The sequence below is a fragment of the Acidovorax sp. SUPP3434 genome (assembly GCF_030159015.1).
Lineage (GTDB): Bacteria > Pseudomonadota > Gammaproteobacteria > Burkholderiales > Burkholderiaceae_C > Paracidovorax.
Map to the genome: position 1 here is coordinate 25,399 of NZ_BQXL01000003.1, position 15,725 is coordinate 41,123.

Annotated in this window: 12 protein-coding genes; 9 read left to right on the forward strand and 3 right to left on the reverse strand. The window is 70.6% G+C overall.

From position 1 onward, the window contains the following. Positions 1 to 148: 148 nt before the first annotated feature. The 6 genes from AVKW3434_RS06560 to AVKW3434_RS06585 all read left to right on the forward strand — a co-directional run bounded on the left by AVKW3434_RS06560 (position 149) and on the right by AVKW3434_RS06585 (position 6,158). Positions 149 to 1,387 carry a SpoIIE family protein phosphatase gene (locus tag AVKW3434_RS06560; protein WP_284405221.1) on the forward strand — a complete coding sequence of 413 codons (1,239 nt, stop codon included), beginning with the start codon at positions 149 to 151 and terminating at the stop codon, positions 1,385 to 1,387. A gap of 14 nt (positions 1,388 to 1,401) precedes the next feature. Then, on the forward strand, positions 1,402 to 1,974 hold the full coding sequence (locus tag AVKW3434_RS06565; protein WP_272549253.1) for a SiaB family protein kinase: 573 nt from the start codon (positions 1,402 to 1,404) through the stop codon (positions 1,972 to 1,974). A gap of 33 nt (positions 1,975 to 2,007) precedes the next feature. Further along, a complete protein-coding gene (locus tag AVKW3434_RS06570; RefSeq protein WP_284405222.1) occupies positions 2,008 to 2,397 on the forward strand; it encodes a DUF1987 domain-containing protein in 390 nt (129 codons plus the stop codon). A gap of 5 nt (positions 2,398 to 2,402) precedes the next feature. Next, positions 2,403 to 3,149 (forward strand): GGDEF domain-containing protein, encoded by a 747-nt coding sequence (locus AVKW3434_RS06575; RefSeq protein ID WP_284405223.1) that lies wholly within the window; start codon positions 2,403 to 2,405, stop codon positions 3,147 to 3,149. Continuing rightward, complete coding sequence (locus tag AVKW3434_RS06580) at positions 3,146 to 5,386, forward strand: putative bifunctional diguanylate cyclase/phosphodiesterase (protein WP_502869037.1); 2,241 nt, start codon at positions 3,146 to 3,148, stop codon at positions 5,384 to 5,386. Before AVKW3434_RS06575 ends, AVKW3434_RS06580 begins: the two co-directional genes overlap by 4 nt. Before the next feature lie 307 nt (positions 5,387 to 5,693). Further along, a complete protein-coding gene (locus AVKW3434_RS06585) occupies positions 5,694 to 6,158 on the forward strand; it encodes a hypothetical protein (RefSeq protein WP_284405224.1) in 465 nt (154 codons plus the stop codon). A 69-nt stretch (positions 6,159 to 6,227) separates the two neighbouring features. Here AVKW3434_RS06585 and AVKW3434_RS06590 read toward each other — a convergent pair whose 3' ends face one another. After that, on the reverse strand, positions 6,228 to 7,220 hold the full coding sequence (locus tag AVKW3434_RS06590; protein ID WP_284405225.1) for a LacI family DNA-binding transcriptional regulator: 993 nt from the start codon (positions 7,218 to 7,220) through the stop codon (positions 6,228 to 6,230). A 257-nt stretch (positions 7,221 to 7,477) separates the two neighbouring features. Between AVKW3434_RS06590 and ptsP the strand changes: the two genes are divergently transcribed. From ptsP to AVKW3434_RS06605, 3 genes are all read left to right on the forward strand, one after another. Beyond that, entirely contained in the window at positions 7,478 to 10,033 is a 2,556-nt protein-coding gene (ptsP, locus tag AVKW3434_RS06595) for a phosphoenolpyruvate--protein phosphotransferase (RefSeq protein ID WP_284405226.1), read from the forward strand. 94 nt (positions 10,034 to 10,127) lie between these two features. Beyond that, on the forward strand, positions 10,128 to 11,141 hold the full coding sequence (locus AVKW3434_RS06600; protein ID WP_284405227.1) for a 1-phosphofructokinase family hexose kinase: 1,014 nt from the start codon (positions 10,128 to 10,130) through the stop codon (positions 11,139 to 11,141). A 43-nt stretch (positions 11,142 to 11,184) separates the two neighbouring features. Further along, entirely contained in the window at positions 11,185 to 12,993 is a 1,809-nt protein-coding gene (locus tag AVKW3434_RS06605) for a PTS fructose-like transporter subunit IIB (protein ID WP_284405228.1), read from the forward strand. Positions 12,994 to 13,032: 39 nt separating this feature from the next. On the opposite strand, the gene AVKW3434_RS06610 is transcribed toward AVKW3434_RS06605, so the two are convergent. Further along, positions 13,033 to 14,175, reverse strand: a complete 1,143-nt coding sequence (locus AVKW3434_RS06610) for a GGDEF domain-containing protein (protein ID WP_284405229.1) — start codon at positions 14,173 to 14,175, stop codon at positions 13,033 to 13,035. A 31-nt stretch (positions 14,176 to 14,206) separates the two neighbouring features. Continuing rightward, the gene (locus AVKW3434_RS06615; protein WP_284392916.1) at positions 14,207 to 15,688 is read right to left on the reverse strand and encodes an AMP nucleosidase; all 1,482 of its coding nucleotides are present in this window, start codon (positions 15,686 to 15,688) and stop codon (positions 14,207 to 14,209) included. Positions 15,689 to 15,725: the final 37 nt, after the last annotated feature.

The window sequence follows — 15,725 nt, forward strand, 5'->3', positions numbered from 1 at the left end:
TTCCTGGCACACCCCCCTTCCTTCTGAAGCCGCCCCTTCAATGGCCCGGAGGCTCGACGGCCTCTGCGCAGCGCCATACCGTCACCATCCTGTCATCGAAGCGAAACATGGAATGAATAACATTTGCTAACAAACACCCCTGGCCCCCATGTCCGCAAATTCCGAGTACCTGAGCAGCTTTCGGCCCCGTTTCCGTCAGCCCAGTGCGGCGGACCTGTGCACCACGGTGCCCTGCATGACGACCGACCAGACCAACGAACAGGTCATGGAGGTGTTCGGCCAGCACCGCGACCTCGTCAGCCTGCCCGTCGTGGAGGGTCGGCAGCCCATCGGGCTGATCAACCGCAACATCTTCCTCTCCCAGATGAGCAAGCCGTTCCGCATGGAGCTCTACGGCCGCAAGAGCTGCATCGCGTTCATGGACAAGGAACCGCTGATCGTCGATGCCGCGCTGGACATCGAGGCGCTGACGTTCAAGACGGTGGAGTGCGGCGAAAAGGCCCTGTCCGATGGTTTCATCATCACCCACGAGGGCACCTTCATCGGCGTGGGCAACGGGCTGCAGCTGATGCGTGTGGTGGCGGACATGCAGGCCTCGCGCAACCGCCAGGTCATGCACAGCATCGAATACGCGAGCGTGATCCAGCAGTCCACGCTGCGCAGCTCGCTCGAGGCGCTGGCACGCGTGTGCCCCGGCGCGCACCTGGTCTGGGAGCCGCGAGACGTGGTCGGGGGCGATTTCTACCAGTTCAGCACCGAGCCTGACGGCTGGTTCGCCACCGTCGCCGACTGCACGGGCCATGGCGTGCCGGGCGCCTTCATGACCCTGATCGCCTCCACCAGCCTCAACCAGGCGATCAAGCAGCACGGCGCCCGCGATCCCGCGCAGCTGCTGGGCAGCGTGAACCGCAGCATCAAGCAGATGCTGGGGCAGCAGGATGCGCAGGAAGGCACGGAGCGCTCCAACGACGGCATGGATGCCGCCTGCTTCTGGTTCGAGCCGGCGCAGGGGCGCCTGGTCTTCGCGGGGGCCCGGCTGTCGCTGTTCCTGGTGCGGCCCGGCGCCGACGCGGTCGAGATCATCGAGGGACAGCGCAAAGGCGTGGGCTACGTGGACAGCGACTTCGATTTCGCCTGGAACAACCAGGAGCTGATCCTGCCCCCCGGCACGCTGGTTTTCGTCAGCACCGACGGCCTGATCGACCAGGTGGGCGGCCCGCGCGCGATCGCGCTGGGAAAACGCCGCGTGCGGGAGCTGCTTTTCGAGCAGCGGGAGCGCACGCCCGCGCAGATCAACCGGGCCGTGCTCGATGCGCTGGAGCAGTGGCAGGGCCAGGGCGATCACCACCGCCGCGACGACCTCACCTTTTTTTGCTTTCGCACCTGAGACGGAAATCCGCCATGTCCTCGTTCATGAACGCTGAAAACCCCGGTTCCTTCTTCAACCTGGCCAGGCAGCACCGCGTCATCTTCTACTACGTGGGCTACTTCTCGCAGAACATCATCGCGGCCATGGCCGATGCGGTGAAACTGCAGCTGGAGGTCGCCGACGTGGCGGGACCGACCCGGCGCAAGCTGTTCTCGTCCTTCGTGGAGATGGCGCAGAACATCATCCATTACTCCGCCGACACCCTCACGCCGCCCAGCCATGACAACGGCGAACTGCGCCACGGCTCGGTGTGCATCCGCCGCGAAGCCGACGGCAGCTTCCTGCTGCTGTGCGCCAACCCGGTGGAGCCCCGCATCGCCGACGAACTGCGCGAGAAGCTGGCCGCGCTGCGCAGCATGACGCTGGAAGAGATCAAGCAGGCCTACCGCCAGACCCTGCGCGAGGAGACCCCCGAGGGCAGCAAGGGCGCAGGCATGGGTTTCCTCACCATGGCACGCGACGCCCGTGAGCCGCTGGAATTTGGCTTCGACGCGACGCAAGGACCCGACCAGGCACCGGTGTTCTATCTGAAAGCGGCGATCTGACGCGCCAAGCCCGCAAACGAATCGAGATCACAGATGGACAACCTCTACATCGCACCGACCCCCAGTTCACCGGAGGTGGACTTCAAGTTCGACGCCCATACGCTGAGCTTGCGCGGCGAGTCCTACCCCGAGAATGCCGCGGCGTTCTATGGCGACGTTCTCACGCAGCTCAGGGCCTACCTGGCCGGGCAGGTGGACACCAAAATCGAGGTGAGCATCGCGCTCGCCTACTTCAACAGTTCGAGCACCAAGATGCTCTTCAACCTGATCGAGGCGCTCAGCGATGCGGCGGGCGCGGGCAACGAGGTCGTGGTGCACTGGTACCACGATGAGGAGGATGACACCATCCTCGAATTCGGCCAGGAACTCAGCGAAGACTTTCCCGCCATCCATTTCTCGACCCACCCCGTCAGCGCGGCCTGATGCCCATGGACGCCGCGACCCCCCCGGACCTGTTCGAAGCCGAAAACCAGGCCCTGCTGGTCGCACGCAGCGCCTACCAGCGGCATGCAGGCCTGGAAGAGGCCCCCTGCCGGCAGGCGCTGGGGGACCTGCTGGTCGCCTACGAGCGGCTGCTGCGGGAGACGCGCCGCCTGGTGCGCCGCAGCGACCGGGCGGAGCTGGACATGAACCAGCTGAACCTGAGGCTGCAGGACCTGGCGGCCCAGCTGGAGTACCGGGCCAACCACGACCCGCTGACCGGCGTGTTCAACCGGGCGGCCATCATCGAGCGGGTCAACCAGCAGCTGCGAAGCGGCGGCCTCGCGCTGATCGTGCTGGACATCGACCATTTCAAGCGCATCAACGACAGTTTTGGCCACCCGATGGGCGACCGGGTGATCCTGGGCGTGGTCGCCTGCCTGCAGGCCGTCGTGCCCCCGACCGCGCAGGTCGGCCGGGTCGGCGGCGAGGAATTCACCGTGGTGCTGCCGGGGCAGGGCCACGACACGGCGATGCCGGTGGCTGAGGCCTTGCGCCAGGCCATCGAGTCCCACCGCTTCGACCTGCCCGATGGCAGCGGCATCACGGCCAGCTTCGGGCTGAGCTGCCTGGCGCAGGGCGGCACCTTCGACAACGCCTACGGTCTGGCGGACGAGGCCTTGTACGTCGCCAAGCGCGGCGGCCGCAATCGCGTGTCGCTCGCCCCGTGCAGCCGCCACCTGCCTGCCGCATGAACGCCGGGGTGGTTCCCGACTGTCCCGCGCCGCAAGTCGCCGCCGCGCGCACCGTCCGCACCCGCGACCCGCAGGGCGGGCCCGACTGGCGGATCCTCGTCGTGGACAGCGACGCGGGCGTGCATGCGGCCATGCGCGCGGCGCTGCAGGGGCGCACGCTTTTCGGCCGCGCCCTGGTGCCGCGGCACGCTTTTTCGGGCGAAGAAGCGCGCGCGTTGCTCGTGGGCGAGCCGAACGTGGCGATGGTGCTGCTCGACGTGGCTTCGGAGCCAGTGGGCGGCGCCGTCGCGGCAGCCGGCACCCCCTTGGCGCTGGTGGACTTCATCCGCCACACCGCACGCCTGCCCAATGCACGCATCGTGCTGCGAACGGGCCAGCCCGGGCCAGTCATGGACCTGGACACCCTGCTGCAGTACGACATCAACGACTACCGCCCCAAGTCCGAGCTGACGCATGATCGGCTGCTGGCCCTGGTCGTCACCTCCGTGCGGTCCTACCAGCGGCTGTGCGCCGCCGAGGCCAGCCGCCGCAGCCTGGAACTCATCGTGCGGTCCAGCGCGTCCTTGCTGGAGACCACCGATCCGCGGGCTTTCGCCTCGGGCGTCATCACCCAATTGGCGGCATTGCTGGGCGTCGCATGCCATGCGCTGGTGTGCGCGCAGCAGGGAGAGACTGCGGACCGGTTTCAGGTGCTGGCGGCGGCCGGCCGGTTCGCCTGCCTCGCCGACGGCCCGTTCGACGCCGTTGCCGCCCGGCCCGAATGGGGCGTGCTGCGCCGTGTGCTGGAAGGCCGCGGCAATGGGTATGCCGCCGATGGCGGCGTGGCGCTGCACATCGGGCACCAGGGCCGGCAGGGCATGGCCGTCTTCATCGACGTGCCCGCGGCGCGCGGCGCGCTCGATACCCAGATGCTGGACGTCTTCTGCGCCAACCTGGGCACCCTGCTGCACAACCACGGCCTGCTCGCGCGGCTGCATGAATACGCCTACTACGACCCGCTGGTGCGCCTGCCCAACCGCGCGCACTTCGTTGAAAAGGTGGACGAATGCGCCCGCCTCGGCACGCGCGGCCACATCCTGGCGCTGCTCGACATCGACGATTTCAGCGCCACCAACGACGTCATGGGCCACCGCTTCGGGGACTGCCTGCTGGAGCGGGTCGCCCGCGCGCTGTCCGCGGCACTGCCGCCGGGTGTGCTGCTGGCCCGCCTGGGCGCGGACACGTTCGGCGTGCTGGGGGCGGCGGCGCAGGTGTCGCTGCAGCGGCTGCTGGACTGCGTCCGCCAGCCCCTGGCGGTGAATGGCGTGGCGCAAAAGGTGTCGCTCACCTGCGGCTATGTCTTCCTGCCCGAGGTGCCGCAGGCGGGCGCCGACCTCGTCAAGGACGCCACCATCGCCTTGAAGCGCGCCAAGCGCGACCACCGCGGTCAGCACCTGGAATATTCGGACCACATGGGGGCCGAGGCCCGCACCCGTGCGCTGCTGCTGTCCGACCTGCGGGCGGCCATCGACACGGCCAAGCTCTTTCTGGTCTATCAGCCGCAGATCGACCTGGCGACCCGGCGCCTGGTGGGGCTGGAAGCCCTGGTGCGCTGGCGCGCGGACGACGGCCAGCTGATATCGCCCGACCAGTTCATTCCGGTGGCCGAGCATTCGGGACTCATCGTGGCGCTGGGCAAGTGGGTGCTGTCCACCGCGTGCGCCTGCATGCGGGAGTTGCTGGAGGCGGGCCATGCACCCGGGCGCATGGCGGTCAACGTGTCGTCCGTGCAGTTGCAGGACCCCGCTTTTTTCGACACGGTCTGCGCGGCCCTGGCGGACAGCGGGCTAAAGGGGCCGCAGCTGGAGCTGGAGATCACGGAGTCGGTGGCCGCGCTGCCCACCCAATTGCTGAACTCGACCCTGTCCAGCCTGCGCGCGCAAGGCATCTCCATCGCGATCGACGATTTCGGCACGGGCTATTCCTCGCTGAGCTACCTGGAGCGCCTGGCGCTCGACCGCATCAAGATCGACCGCTCCTTCGTGCGCCACCTCGGCGAGCCGCACGGCGTCCGGATCGCGGAAATGGTGGCGCAACTGGGTCGCAAGCTCGGGCTGCAGGTGCTGGCCGAGGGCATCGAGGATGCCGCGGCGCTGCGCGCCCTGCTGGACATGGGCTGCCATGAGGGCCAGGGGTACCACATCGCCGTGCCGATGGAGAAGGGGGCCCTCATGGCCTGGCTGCAGCAACGGCGGTGAGCCGGGGCCGAGTTCGTCACCCGGGAGTCTGTCCACGATTCGTTTCGCGCCGTCCCTGACTTGCGGGCCGGCGGCCTGCAAGGCGTGCCCGGTGACACTTTGCAGCATGTGCCCACGCCCATCTGTGCCTGTTGCGATGGGTTTTGGTTAGCATGCCACTCCAAATCAAAAGGGAGTCTGATTTGTTGCTGATCGAACAGACGGGGCGCATGGGTCCTCCGAGAGTCAAGCCCGCCACCAGCCCTGCGCTCGCGCTAGGCACCATGCACATCACCACCGGCATCGTCATTCATCCAAAGGCGAAGTGGTGAATCGATTCATTGGGTGGGCGTTTTTGGCGTTGCCTTTCTGCGCCAACGCCAGCGATTCCTTGCTCAAAGCCCAGGTGGAGTCACTGCCCATTCACGTGCAAAAGGTCGAAACCTGCGGCGCCTGGAGCCAGGCGGACCGGGCAGGTTACTACCGCGTGGTCGTTGTCGATGTGCACGAAGGGGCGGGCAGCGAGATCTACGTGCAGTGGCTCACGCAGCCGACGCAGGAGCGGAGGTCGGAGTTGGTCCGGACCCTGGCGTTTCCCGAACTCAATGACGACCACAGCCAGTACGCCATTCAGGAAATGCGGTGCAGGAAGGTGGGCAGCGGAATCGAGATCGCGATCAAGGCGCAGTACGAGCACGACACGGTGGAAAAGACCCATGCCATTCGGGTCCTTGTCAAAGCAGCGGGAACCTACGCGATATCGGGCATGGCGCGCGGCAGCCAACGGCGCTGAGCCTGGATGGGGTGTGCTGCGCATCGCTCGGCGGACGATGCCCTGCCAACCGTTTCGAGCGCAGCCTCGTCATCCCCTGCGCGTGGAGCCCCGCGCCAGCAGCGCTCCTTCCAGCACCACCCGCCGTACCGTCCGTTCGGGCTCTGACAGCCGCTGCAGCAGCAACTCGGCCGCGGTGCGCCCGATGTCGTAGGTGGGCTGCGCGATCACCGTCACGTCCAGGGCCGGCAAGGCCGTCCAGTCGTTGTTGTCGAAGCCGGCCAGGCCGATGTCGTTCGGCATGGACAGGCCCGCGGCCTGGATCGCGTGCACCGCGCCCAGCAGCAGCAGGCCGTTCGTGGCCAGCATGGCGTCCGGGCGCGGCATGCCCCCAGTGCCCGCCAGCAGCGCCGTGGCGGCGGCCATGCCGGCCTCGCGCGTGGGGGCGACCCAGTGCGGATCGGGCGCCAGCCCGCGTTCGCGCAGCGCATCCGCGTAGCCGGCCTGGCGCTCCTGGCCCGTGGTGCTGTGCGTGCCGGCCAGCACGGCGATGCGGCGGTAGCCGGCGTCCAGCAGGTGTTCGGTGGCCCGCCGGGCGGCCGCGCGGTTGTCCAGCACCACGCGGTCCGCGCGGGTGGTGTCCAGGGCGCGGTCCACCAGCACCATCGGAAACGGCCAGTCGGCGGGCCGCAGGCGCTTGAGGCCTTCCATGGTGGGCGAGAGGATCACGCCGCTGGCCTGCTCGTCGGCCATCAGTTCAAGGTAGGACTGCTCCTTGGCCGGGTCTTCGTCGGTGTTGCACAGGATGAGCCGCAGGCCGTGGCGGTACGCCACGTCCTCCACCGCGCGGCCCACGTCGGTGAAGAACGGGCTGCGGATGTCCGAGACGATCAGCCCCACCAGCGAGGCCCGCTGCTGGCGCAGGCGCCGGGCCGCCAGGTTGGGGCGGTAGGCAAGCGCGGCGATGGCCTGCTCGACGCGCTCGCGCAGCGGCGTGCGCACGGCGGCAGGGTTCGACAGCACGCGCGATACGGTGGTGGTGGAGACGCCCGCGCGCTCCGCGACGTCCTTGATGCTGGCCAAGCGGCTTTCTCCTACAAAAGAACCCGGCGTTCTGGTATCGATTCCTGAAATCGCTTTGCGACGGCCGATCTTGCCGCCAGCGGCGACCGATCGGTGCGCTGATTTTGCGCTGCCTCGCGGGGGGGGGCGTGGCATTCGTTCATAGGGGATTACCCGAATTTCCATAAGGGAGGGGTGCTTCGTGGCCTTGTCCGCCCTGAAAAGCGGTTTCATAATCCCGCCCTGGAATCGATACCAAAACAAGGAGACATCGCACCATGTCCACGATCCCGGTCGAGGTCCGCCTGGGCGCCGCGCCCCACAACCGAGAAGATGCCGTGCGCGCCGCGGGCGCCCTGCTGGCCCAGGCCGGCCATGCCCAGCCCGCCTACACCGACAGCCTGCTGCAGCGCGAGAAAGTCGCCAACACCTTCCTGGGCCAGGGCCTGGCCATTCCGCACGGCATGGTCGAGGACAAGCACCTTGTGCGGCGCACCGGTCTGGCCGTGCTGCAGGTGCCGGGCGGTGTGCGCTGGGGCGACGATGCCAAGCAGGCACGCCTGGTGGTGGCCATTGCCGCCGCGTCGGACGAGCACATCGCGGTGCTGCGCCGCCTGACCCGCCTGATGCGCGACGACGCCCTGATGGAGCGCCTGGCGACCACGCGCGATGCCGGCGAGATCGTGCGGGCGCTCACGGGCGAGGAGTCCGCAGGGGCGGCCGAGGCCGCCGGGCTGGAGGACTTTCCGCTGGGCCACGAGCTGTCGCTCAACTACCCCAACGGCCTGCATGCGCGCCCGGCCGGGCAGTGGGCGCAGGCGGTCAAGCGCTTCACCGCGCGGGTGCACGTGCGCTGCGGCGACACGGTGGCCGATGCCAAGAACCTGGCCGCGCTGCTGAGCCTGGGCGCCGGCCGGGGCGCGCAGTTGCGCCTGTCGGCGCAAGGCCCCGATGCGCCGGCGGCGCTGGCGGCCCTGCGCGACACCATCGTGCGGCTGGGCGAGGAGGAAAGCCGCCAGGCCGAGCTGTCCGCCGCCCGCCAGGCCCAGGCCCAAGGGCTGGGGCGCGAGCTGGGCGACTGGCAGCCCACGGCCCGCCAGACCTTCACCGGCATCGCGGCCAGCCCGGGCCTCGTGATCGGCACGCTGGTGCAGGCCGGCGCCGCGGCGCTGGAGGTGGACGACCGCTTCACCTCCGTGGCCGCCGAGGCCGTCGCGCTGGACCAGGCCCTGGCCGCCGCGCTGGCGCAGTTGCAGCAGCTGGCCGATGGCGCGCGCGCGGCGGGCAAGGCCGAGCAGGCGGGTATCTTCACCGCACACGCGGGCCTGCTGCAGGATGCCGACCTGCTGCTGGCCACCAGCCGCAGCGTGGTGCAGGGCCACGGCGTGGCCTGGGCCTGGCGCCGCGCGGTGGGCGAGCGGGTGGCCGCGCAGCGCGCGCTGGCCGATGCCACGCTGGCAGCGCGCGCGGCCGATGTGCAGGACGTGGGCGAGCGCGTGCTGCGCCACCTGCTGGGGCGCGGACACGAGGCCGAAGGCGGCGCCGCCGCCGCGTGGCCGGCCGATGCCATCTTGCTGGCGGACGACCTGTCGCCCTCGGTCACCGCGCAGATCGACACGGCCAAGGTGCGGGGCTTTTGCACCGCGCGCGGCGGCCCGACCGCCCACACGGCCATCCTGGCGCGCGCCCTGGGGCTGCCCGCCGTCGTGGCGGCCGGCCCCGGCGTGCTGGGCGCCGATGCCGCGGCCGGCACGCCCGCCATCCTGGACGGCTATCGGGGCCGGCTCTACGTGGGCCCGAGCGAGACGGCGCTGATCGAGGCGCGCGAGCGCATGCAGCGCCTGGCCCGCCGGCAGGAAGAAGAGGCCCGCACCCGCCAGCTGCCCGCCACCACCACCGACGGCCACACGGTGGAGATCGCCGCCAATGCCAACCGGGCCGACCAGGCCACGCACGCGCTGGCGGCGGGGGCCGAAGGCGTGGGCCTGATGCGCACCGAATTTCTGTTCCTGGAGCGCGACGCGGTGCCCGACGAGGACGACCAGTACGCCGTGTACCGCGCCATGGTCGAGGCCCTGGACGGCCGCCCGCTGATCGTGCGCACGCTGGACATCGGCGGCGACAAGCAGGTGCCGCACCTGGACCTGCCGGTGGAGGACAACCCCTTTCTCGGCCTGCGCGGCGCGCGGCTGTGCCTGCGCCGCGACGACCTGCTGGTGCCGCAACTGCGGGCGCTGTACCGCGCGGCGCGGCACGGCCCGCTGTCGGTCATGTTCCCGATGATCAGCACCGTGGAAGAGGTGCACCAGCTGCGCCAGCGCATGGAGGCGGTGCGCCGCGAGCTGGACGCGCCCCAGGTGCCCGTGGGCATCATGATCGAGGTGCCCTCGGCCGCGCTGATGGCCGACCGGCTGGCGGCGCACGTGGATTTCTTCTCCATCGGCACCAACGACCTCACGCAGTACGCGCTGGCGGTGGACCGGCAGCACCCGGAGCTGGCCGGCATGGCCGACAGCCTGCACCCCTCGGTGCTGCGGCTCATCGAACGCACCATCGCCGGTGCCCGCGCCCATGGGCGCTGGGTGGGGGTGTGCGGCGGACTGGCGGGCGAGCCGCTGGGCGCGGCGCTGCTGGCCGGACTGGGCGTGCAGGAGCTGAGCATGAGCAGCGGCGACATCGGCACCGTCAAGGCGCTGCTGCGCCGCCATTCCCTGGCCGAACTGCAGGACCTCGCCCGCCGCGCGCTGGACGTGGACACCGCCGACGAGGTGCGTGCCTTGGGCGCCGCGCTGCGCCCGGCCGGCCCGGTGGCCGACACAGGGGATGCACCATGAGATTTGCTATTAAAAATATAGCAATATGCCCTAGTGTTGATTGTGCTGGGGCCGTTTTTGATGCGGCATGTGCCATGCCGGGAAAGGCCGCACCATGACGCCCGAAGTTCTGGCCGGCGCGGCCGCGCCTGCCCGCGTGTTCACCATCACGCTCAACCCGGCCATCGACCAGACGGTGCGCATTCCCACGCTCGTGCCCGGCGCCGTGCACCGGGCGCTGGGGCAGCAGACCGAGGCCGGCGGCAAGGGCATCGGCGTGGCGGCGGTGCTGGCGGCCCTGGGCGTGCCGGTGACCGCCAGCGGCTGGCTGGGCGCCGAGAACGACGGCGTGTTCACCACCGCCTTCGCCGCCGGCGGCATTGCTGACGCCATGGTGCGGGTGGCGGGCAGCACCCGCACCAACATCAAGCTGGCCGATTCCGCGCGGGGCGACTCGACCGACATCAACCTGCCCGGCCTGTCCCTGCCGCCCGAGGCGCTGGCGCAGGCCGAAGCCCGGTTGCTGGCCACGCTGCAGCAGCAGGTGCAGTACGGCGACTGGTGCGAGCTGGCCGGCAGCCTGCCGCCCGGCGCGGCGGCGGGCGTGTGGGAGCGGCTGGCCCGCGCCCTGGCGGCCCAGGGCGCGCACATCGTGATCGACACGGGCGGCGACGTGCTGCGGCAGCTGCTGCAGCGCCTGTCCGATCCGGCCGCCGGCCCGGCGGTGCCGGTGGCGCTCGTCAAGCCCAACCGGGCCGAGCTGGAAGAACTGGCCGGCCGCGCGCTGCCCACGCTGGCGGAGGTGGCCGAGGCCGCGTCCGATTTGTGCCGGCGCTACGGCGTGCGGCAGGCGGTCGTCTCGCTCGGCGGCGACGGCGCGGTGATCGCCACGTCCCAGGGCCGCTGGCATGCCGAGGCACCGCGCGTGCCGGTGGCCACCACGGTGGGGGCGGGCGACGCGCTGGTGGCCGGCACGCTCGCCGCGCTGGCGCAGGGCGGCACCTTCCCCGGCGCGGCCGTCTTCGGCATGGCCTGCGCCGCCGCGCGCATCCAGCGCATCGCGCCCGGCCTGCCGCCGCGTGCCGAGGTGGATGCCATCGCCGCCGCCATCGCGCCGCAGCCGGTCTGACCGGCCCCGCCCCCTCAAACGAATCCGCACGGAGACCCATCCCATGGCCCACCTCATCGCCATCGCCGCCAGCCAGGCCGGCCCGGCGCACAGCTTCATGACCGGCGAGGCGCTGCGCGCCGCCGCCGAACGGCTCGGCCACCACATCGCCCTGAGCGTGCGCAGCAGCCTGGGCGCGCAGGGCGGCTGGACGGACGACGAACTCTCGCGTGCCGACGCCGTCATCATCGCGGCCGACATGGCCGTGGACCGCAGCGGCCTGCCTGCCGCACGCCTGCACGAGACCACGCCGGGGGCCGTGCTGGCCGATGCGGCCGACGTCGTGCGCGCCGCGCTGGCACGTGCGGGCGCAGGCGGCTCAAGCGAAGGGGCAGTGGCGGCGCACGGCGGGGCGGCTCCAGCCGCCGCGGCAGTGCCTGCGGTGGCCGCCGCCGACGCAGCGCACCCCCTTCGCATCGTCGCCATCACCTCCTGCCCCACGGGCGTGGCCCACACCTTCATGGCGGCCGAAGCGCTGGAGCAGGGCGCCCAGGCGCTGGGTCACACCATCAAGGTCGAGACGCAGGGCTCGGTCGGCGCGCAGAACGCGCTCACGGCGGACGAGATCGCCCAGGCTGATCTGGTCGTGATCGCCGCCGACACGCAGGTGGACCGCGCGCGCTTCGCTGGCAAGCGGCTGTATGCGACCGGCACCAAGGCCGCGATCCACGACGCGGCCGCGGTGTTCGCCCAGGCGGCGGCGCAGGCCGCCGTGTGGGGCGGCGCGCCCGCAGCGGGCACGGCCGCAACGCCCGGGGCGGCGCCGGCAGGCGCCGCCGCCCGCAGCACGGAGCGCACCGGCCCCTACAAGCACCTGATGACCGGCGTGTCGTTCATGCTGCCCTTCGTGGTCGCGGGCGGGCTGCTGATCGCGCTGGCCTTCGCGCTGGGCGGCATCTACGTGTACGACGACGCGCACCAGGGCACGCTGGGCTGGACGCTGTTCCAGATCGGCGCCAAGGCCGGCTTCACGCTCATGCTGCCGGCGCTGGCGGGCTACATTGCGTTCTCCATCGCCGACCGGCCGGGCATCGCGCCGGGCATGATCGGCGGCCTGCTCGCGGGCACCGTGGGCGCGGGCTTCCTGGGCGCCATTGCCGCGGGCTTCATCGCGGGCTATGCGGTGCACTGGATGAACCGTGCCATCCGCCTGCCGCGCACGCTCGACGGGTTGAAGCCCGTGCTGCTGCTGCCGCTGCTGGGTACCTTGGTGGTCGGCGTGCTCATGATGATGGTCATCGGCAAGCCCATGGCCGGCGTGATGGCCGCGCTCACCGAATGGCTCAAGGGCCTGCAGACCGGCAGCGCCGTGCTGCTGGGCGTGATCCTCGGCGCGATGATGGCCTTCGACATGGGCGGCCCGGTCAACAAGGCGGCCTATGTGTTCTCCACCACGTTGATCGCCAGCGGCGTGGCCAACCCGATGGCCGCCACCATGGCCGCGGGCATGGTGCCGCCGCTGGGCATCGCGCTGGCGTGCTGGGTGTTCCGCAGCCGCTTCAGCGCCGAAGAGCGCGAGGCCTCCAAGGCCGTCGCCGTGCTGGGCCTGGCCTTCATCACCGAAGGCTCCATCCCGTTCGTCGCGCGCGACCCCCTGCGGGTGATTCCCGCCTGCATGGCCGGTGCGGCCGTGGCAGGCGGCCTGTCGATGATGTGGAACATCGGCCTGCAGGCGCCGCACGGCGGCGTGTTCGTGCTGGCCATTCCGAACGCGGTCAACCACGTGGTGCTGTACGCGCTGGCGATCGCGGCCGGCACGGGGGTGACGGCGCTGGCGCTGGGGGTGCTCAAGCGGCGGGTGGCGGTGGCGTAGCGCCCTCGGCGAAGGGGTGGCACCGCCCGTTCTTTTTCCCTAGCCCATGGCCAGTTGCCGCCGCCCCTGTTCCTTGGCGGCATACAGCGCCGCGTCCGCGCGGGCCATGAGCTCGGCCAGGTCCTCTTCGCCACCATGCCACAGCGCCGCGCCGGCGCTGTAGTCGATGGGAAACCCCAGGGCCTGGGCGCTTTCGGCCTGCAGGCGTTCGCGCAGGCGCTGATCGAAGCGTTGCGCCTCTTCCTGCTGCGCATGCAGCAGGAGCACGCCGAATTCCTCGCCGCCGAACCGGCACACGGTGTCGTGCGGCCCGGCCATGGACTGGGCGAGCCGGGCGAACCAGGCCAGGGCGCGGTCGCCGGCTTCGTGGCCGTAGGCGTCGTTGATGCGTTTGAAGTGGTCCAGGTCCAGCAGCAGGGCGGCCAGGGGCAGGCGCTGGCGCGCGGCGCGCGTTCGCAGGGCCTGTCCGTGGGCCTCGAAGCCGCGGCGGTTGAGCAGGCCGGTGAGCGGATCGGTCATGGCCAGGGTGCGCAGTTGCTGCTCGGCCTCGTCGCGCCAGGCCACCAGCACGGCCACCGTGCCCAGCACGAGGGTGACGTTGGCGGCCACGGCCGCGGCGATGTTGACGGGGTGCGGCGTGCGGAAGCTGGGGTAAGCGTCGGTGAAGGCGCCCAGCACGCCGCGCGCGGCGGTGAACGCGGCCATCGTGGCCAGGCAGCCCATGAGCAGCAGGCGCCAGCGCCGGTCCGCGAAGTGCGCTGGGTGGGCCGGGTAGAGCGTGGCGCGCGCCACGGCCAGCAGCAGCGTGGCCAGCAGCAGGTTGGCCCAGCCGACGCGAAACGCGTAGTGCGAAAAGCCCAGGGTGTAGCCCAGCGGGATCGCCACCACCAGTGCCTGCACCAGGCGCCGCCCGGGCCGGGGCCCCAGCCAGATCGCCAGGGCTTCGAAGAGGGCCCATTGGGCCAGGGAATTGGCGGCCATGGACACGGTGGACAGGGTCTGGTCCCACGCGTAGGAGGACGCGATGATGGCCGCCCAGGCCAGGCCCTGCAGCAGCAGGCTGGCCTGCACCCAGCGCGCGGCGGTGCCCGCGCCACGGCCCATGATCAGCGGCAGGGCCGCGGAGAGCATGCACAGGTTGGTGGCCGTGATGGCCATCAGGGTGACGAAATCCAGCCGCATCAATCCCTGGTGGCGGCGCCCACCCGGTGCGTCACTGGAAGGCCACCTCGGCGAAGCTGCGCAGCTTGCGGCTGTGCAGGCGGCTCACGCCCCCGGCCCGCAGGATGTCGATGGCGCGCATGCCGATGCGCAGATGCTGGTCCACGCGCTCGCGGTAGAAATGGTTGGCCATGCCGGGCAGCTTGATCTCGCCGTGCAGGGGCTTGTCGCTCACGCACAGCAGGGTGCCGTAGGGCACGCGGAAGCGAAAGCCGTTGGCGGCGATTGTTGCGCTCTCCATGTCCAGCGCGACGGCGCGGCTCTGGCTGAACCGGCGCTGGGGCATGTTGTCGGGCAGCAGCTCCCAGTTGCGGTTGTCGGTGCTGGCCACGGTGCCGGTGCGCATGATGCGTTTCAGGTCGGCGTCCTCGATCTGCGTGACGTCGGCAACGGCCTGCTGCAGCGCCATCTGGATCTCGGCCAGCGCGGGAATGGGCACCCACAGCGGAAGCTCTTCGTCGAGCACGTGGTCTTCGCGCACATAGGCGTGGGCCAGCACGTAGTCGCCCAGCTGCTGGCTGTTGCGAAGGCCCGCGCAGTGGCCCAGCATCATCCAGGCGTGCGGGCGCAGCACGGCGATGTGGTCGGTGATGGTCTTGGCATTGGACGGCCCCACGCCGATGTTGACCATGGTGATGCCGCTCTTGTCCGCCCGCATGAGGTGGTAGGCCGGCATCTGCGGCAGCCGCGGCGGGGCCACGCCCAGCTCGTCGCCCGGCTGGGCCGGCAGGCCGGTGCGGCGGGTGACGACGTTGCCCGGTTCGATGAAGGCGACGTACTCGCTGTCCGGCTTGGCCATCTCGGCATGGCCCAGGCGCACGAATTCGTCGATGTAGAACTGGTAGTTGGTGAACAGCACGAAGTTCTGGAACCACTCGGGCGCGGTGCCGGTGTAGTGGCGCAGCCGGTGCAGCGAGTAGTCCACCCGCGGCGCGGTGAACAGCGACAGGGGCTGGGCCTCGCCGGGGCGCGGCGCCCAGGTGCCGTTGGCGATGCCGTCGTCCATGGCCTCCAGGTCGGGCAGGTCGAACACGTCGCGCATGAGCATGCGGCGCTGGGCGGTCAGCGTGCCCTCGATGTGGTCGTGCTCGGCGAACGAGAAGTGGATGGGGATGGGCTGGCTGCTGATGCCCACCTCCAGCTCGATGTTGTGGCTGTTGCGCAGCAGGCGGAACTGCTCGGCGTAGTAGTTGGCGAACAGGTCGGGCCGGGTGAGGGTGGTTTCATACCGCCCCGGGCCTTCCACGAAGCCGTAGGCCAGCTGGGTGGCGGCGCGGGCCACGGTGGTGGTCTGCACCCGCACGAAGGGGTAGAAGGCCCGCACGTGGCTGGCCGGGGTCTCCCCGGCGACGAAGCGCTGCATGGCATCGCGCAGGTGCCCGATCTGCTGCTGGTAGATGCGCTGCACCTGCGACAGCGCCTCGGCGGGATCGGTATGAAGGGTGGGCTCGGTGAAGTCTGGGATCTGGGCCATGGCGCCTATTGTCCACGGGCGCACGGGTCTGCCCGAT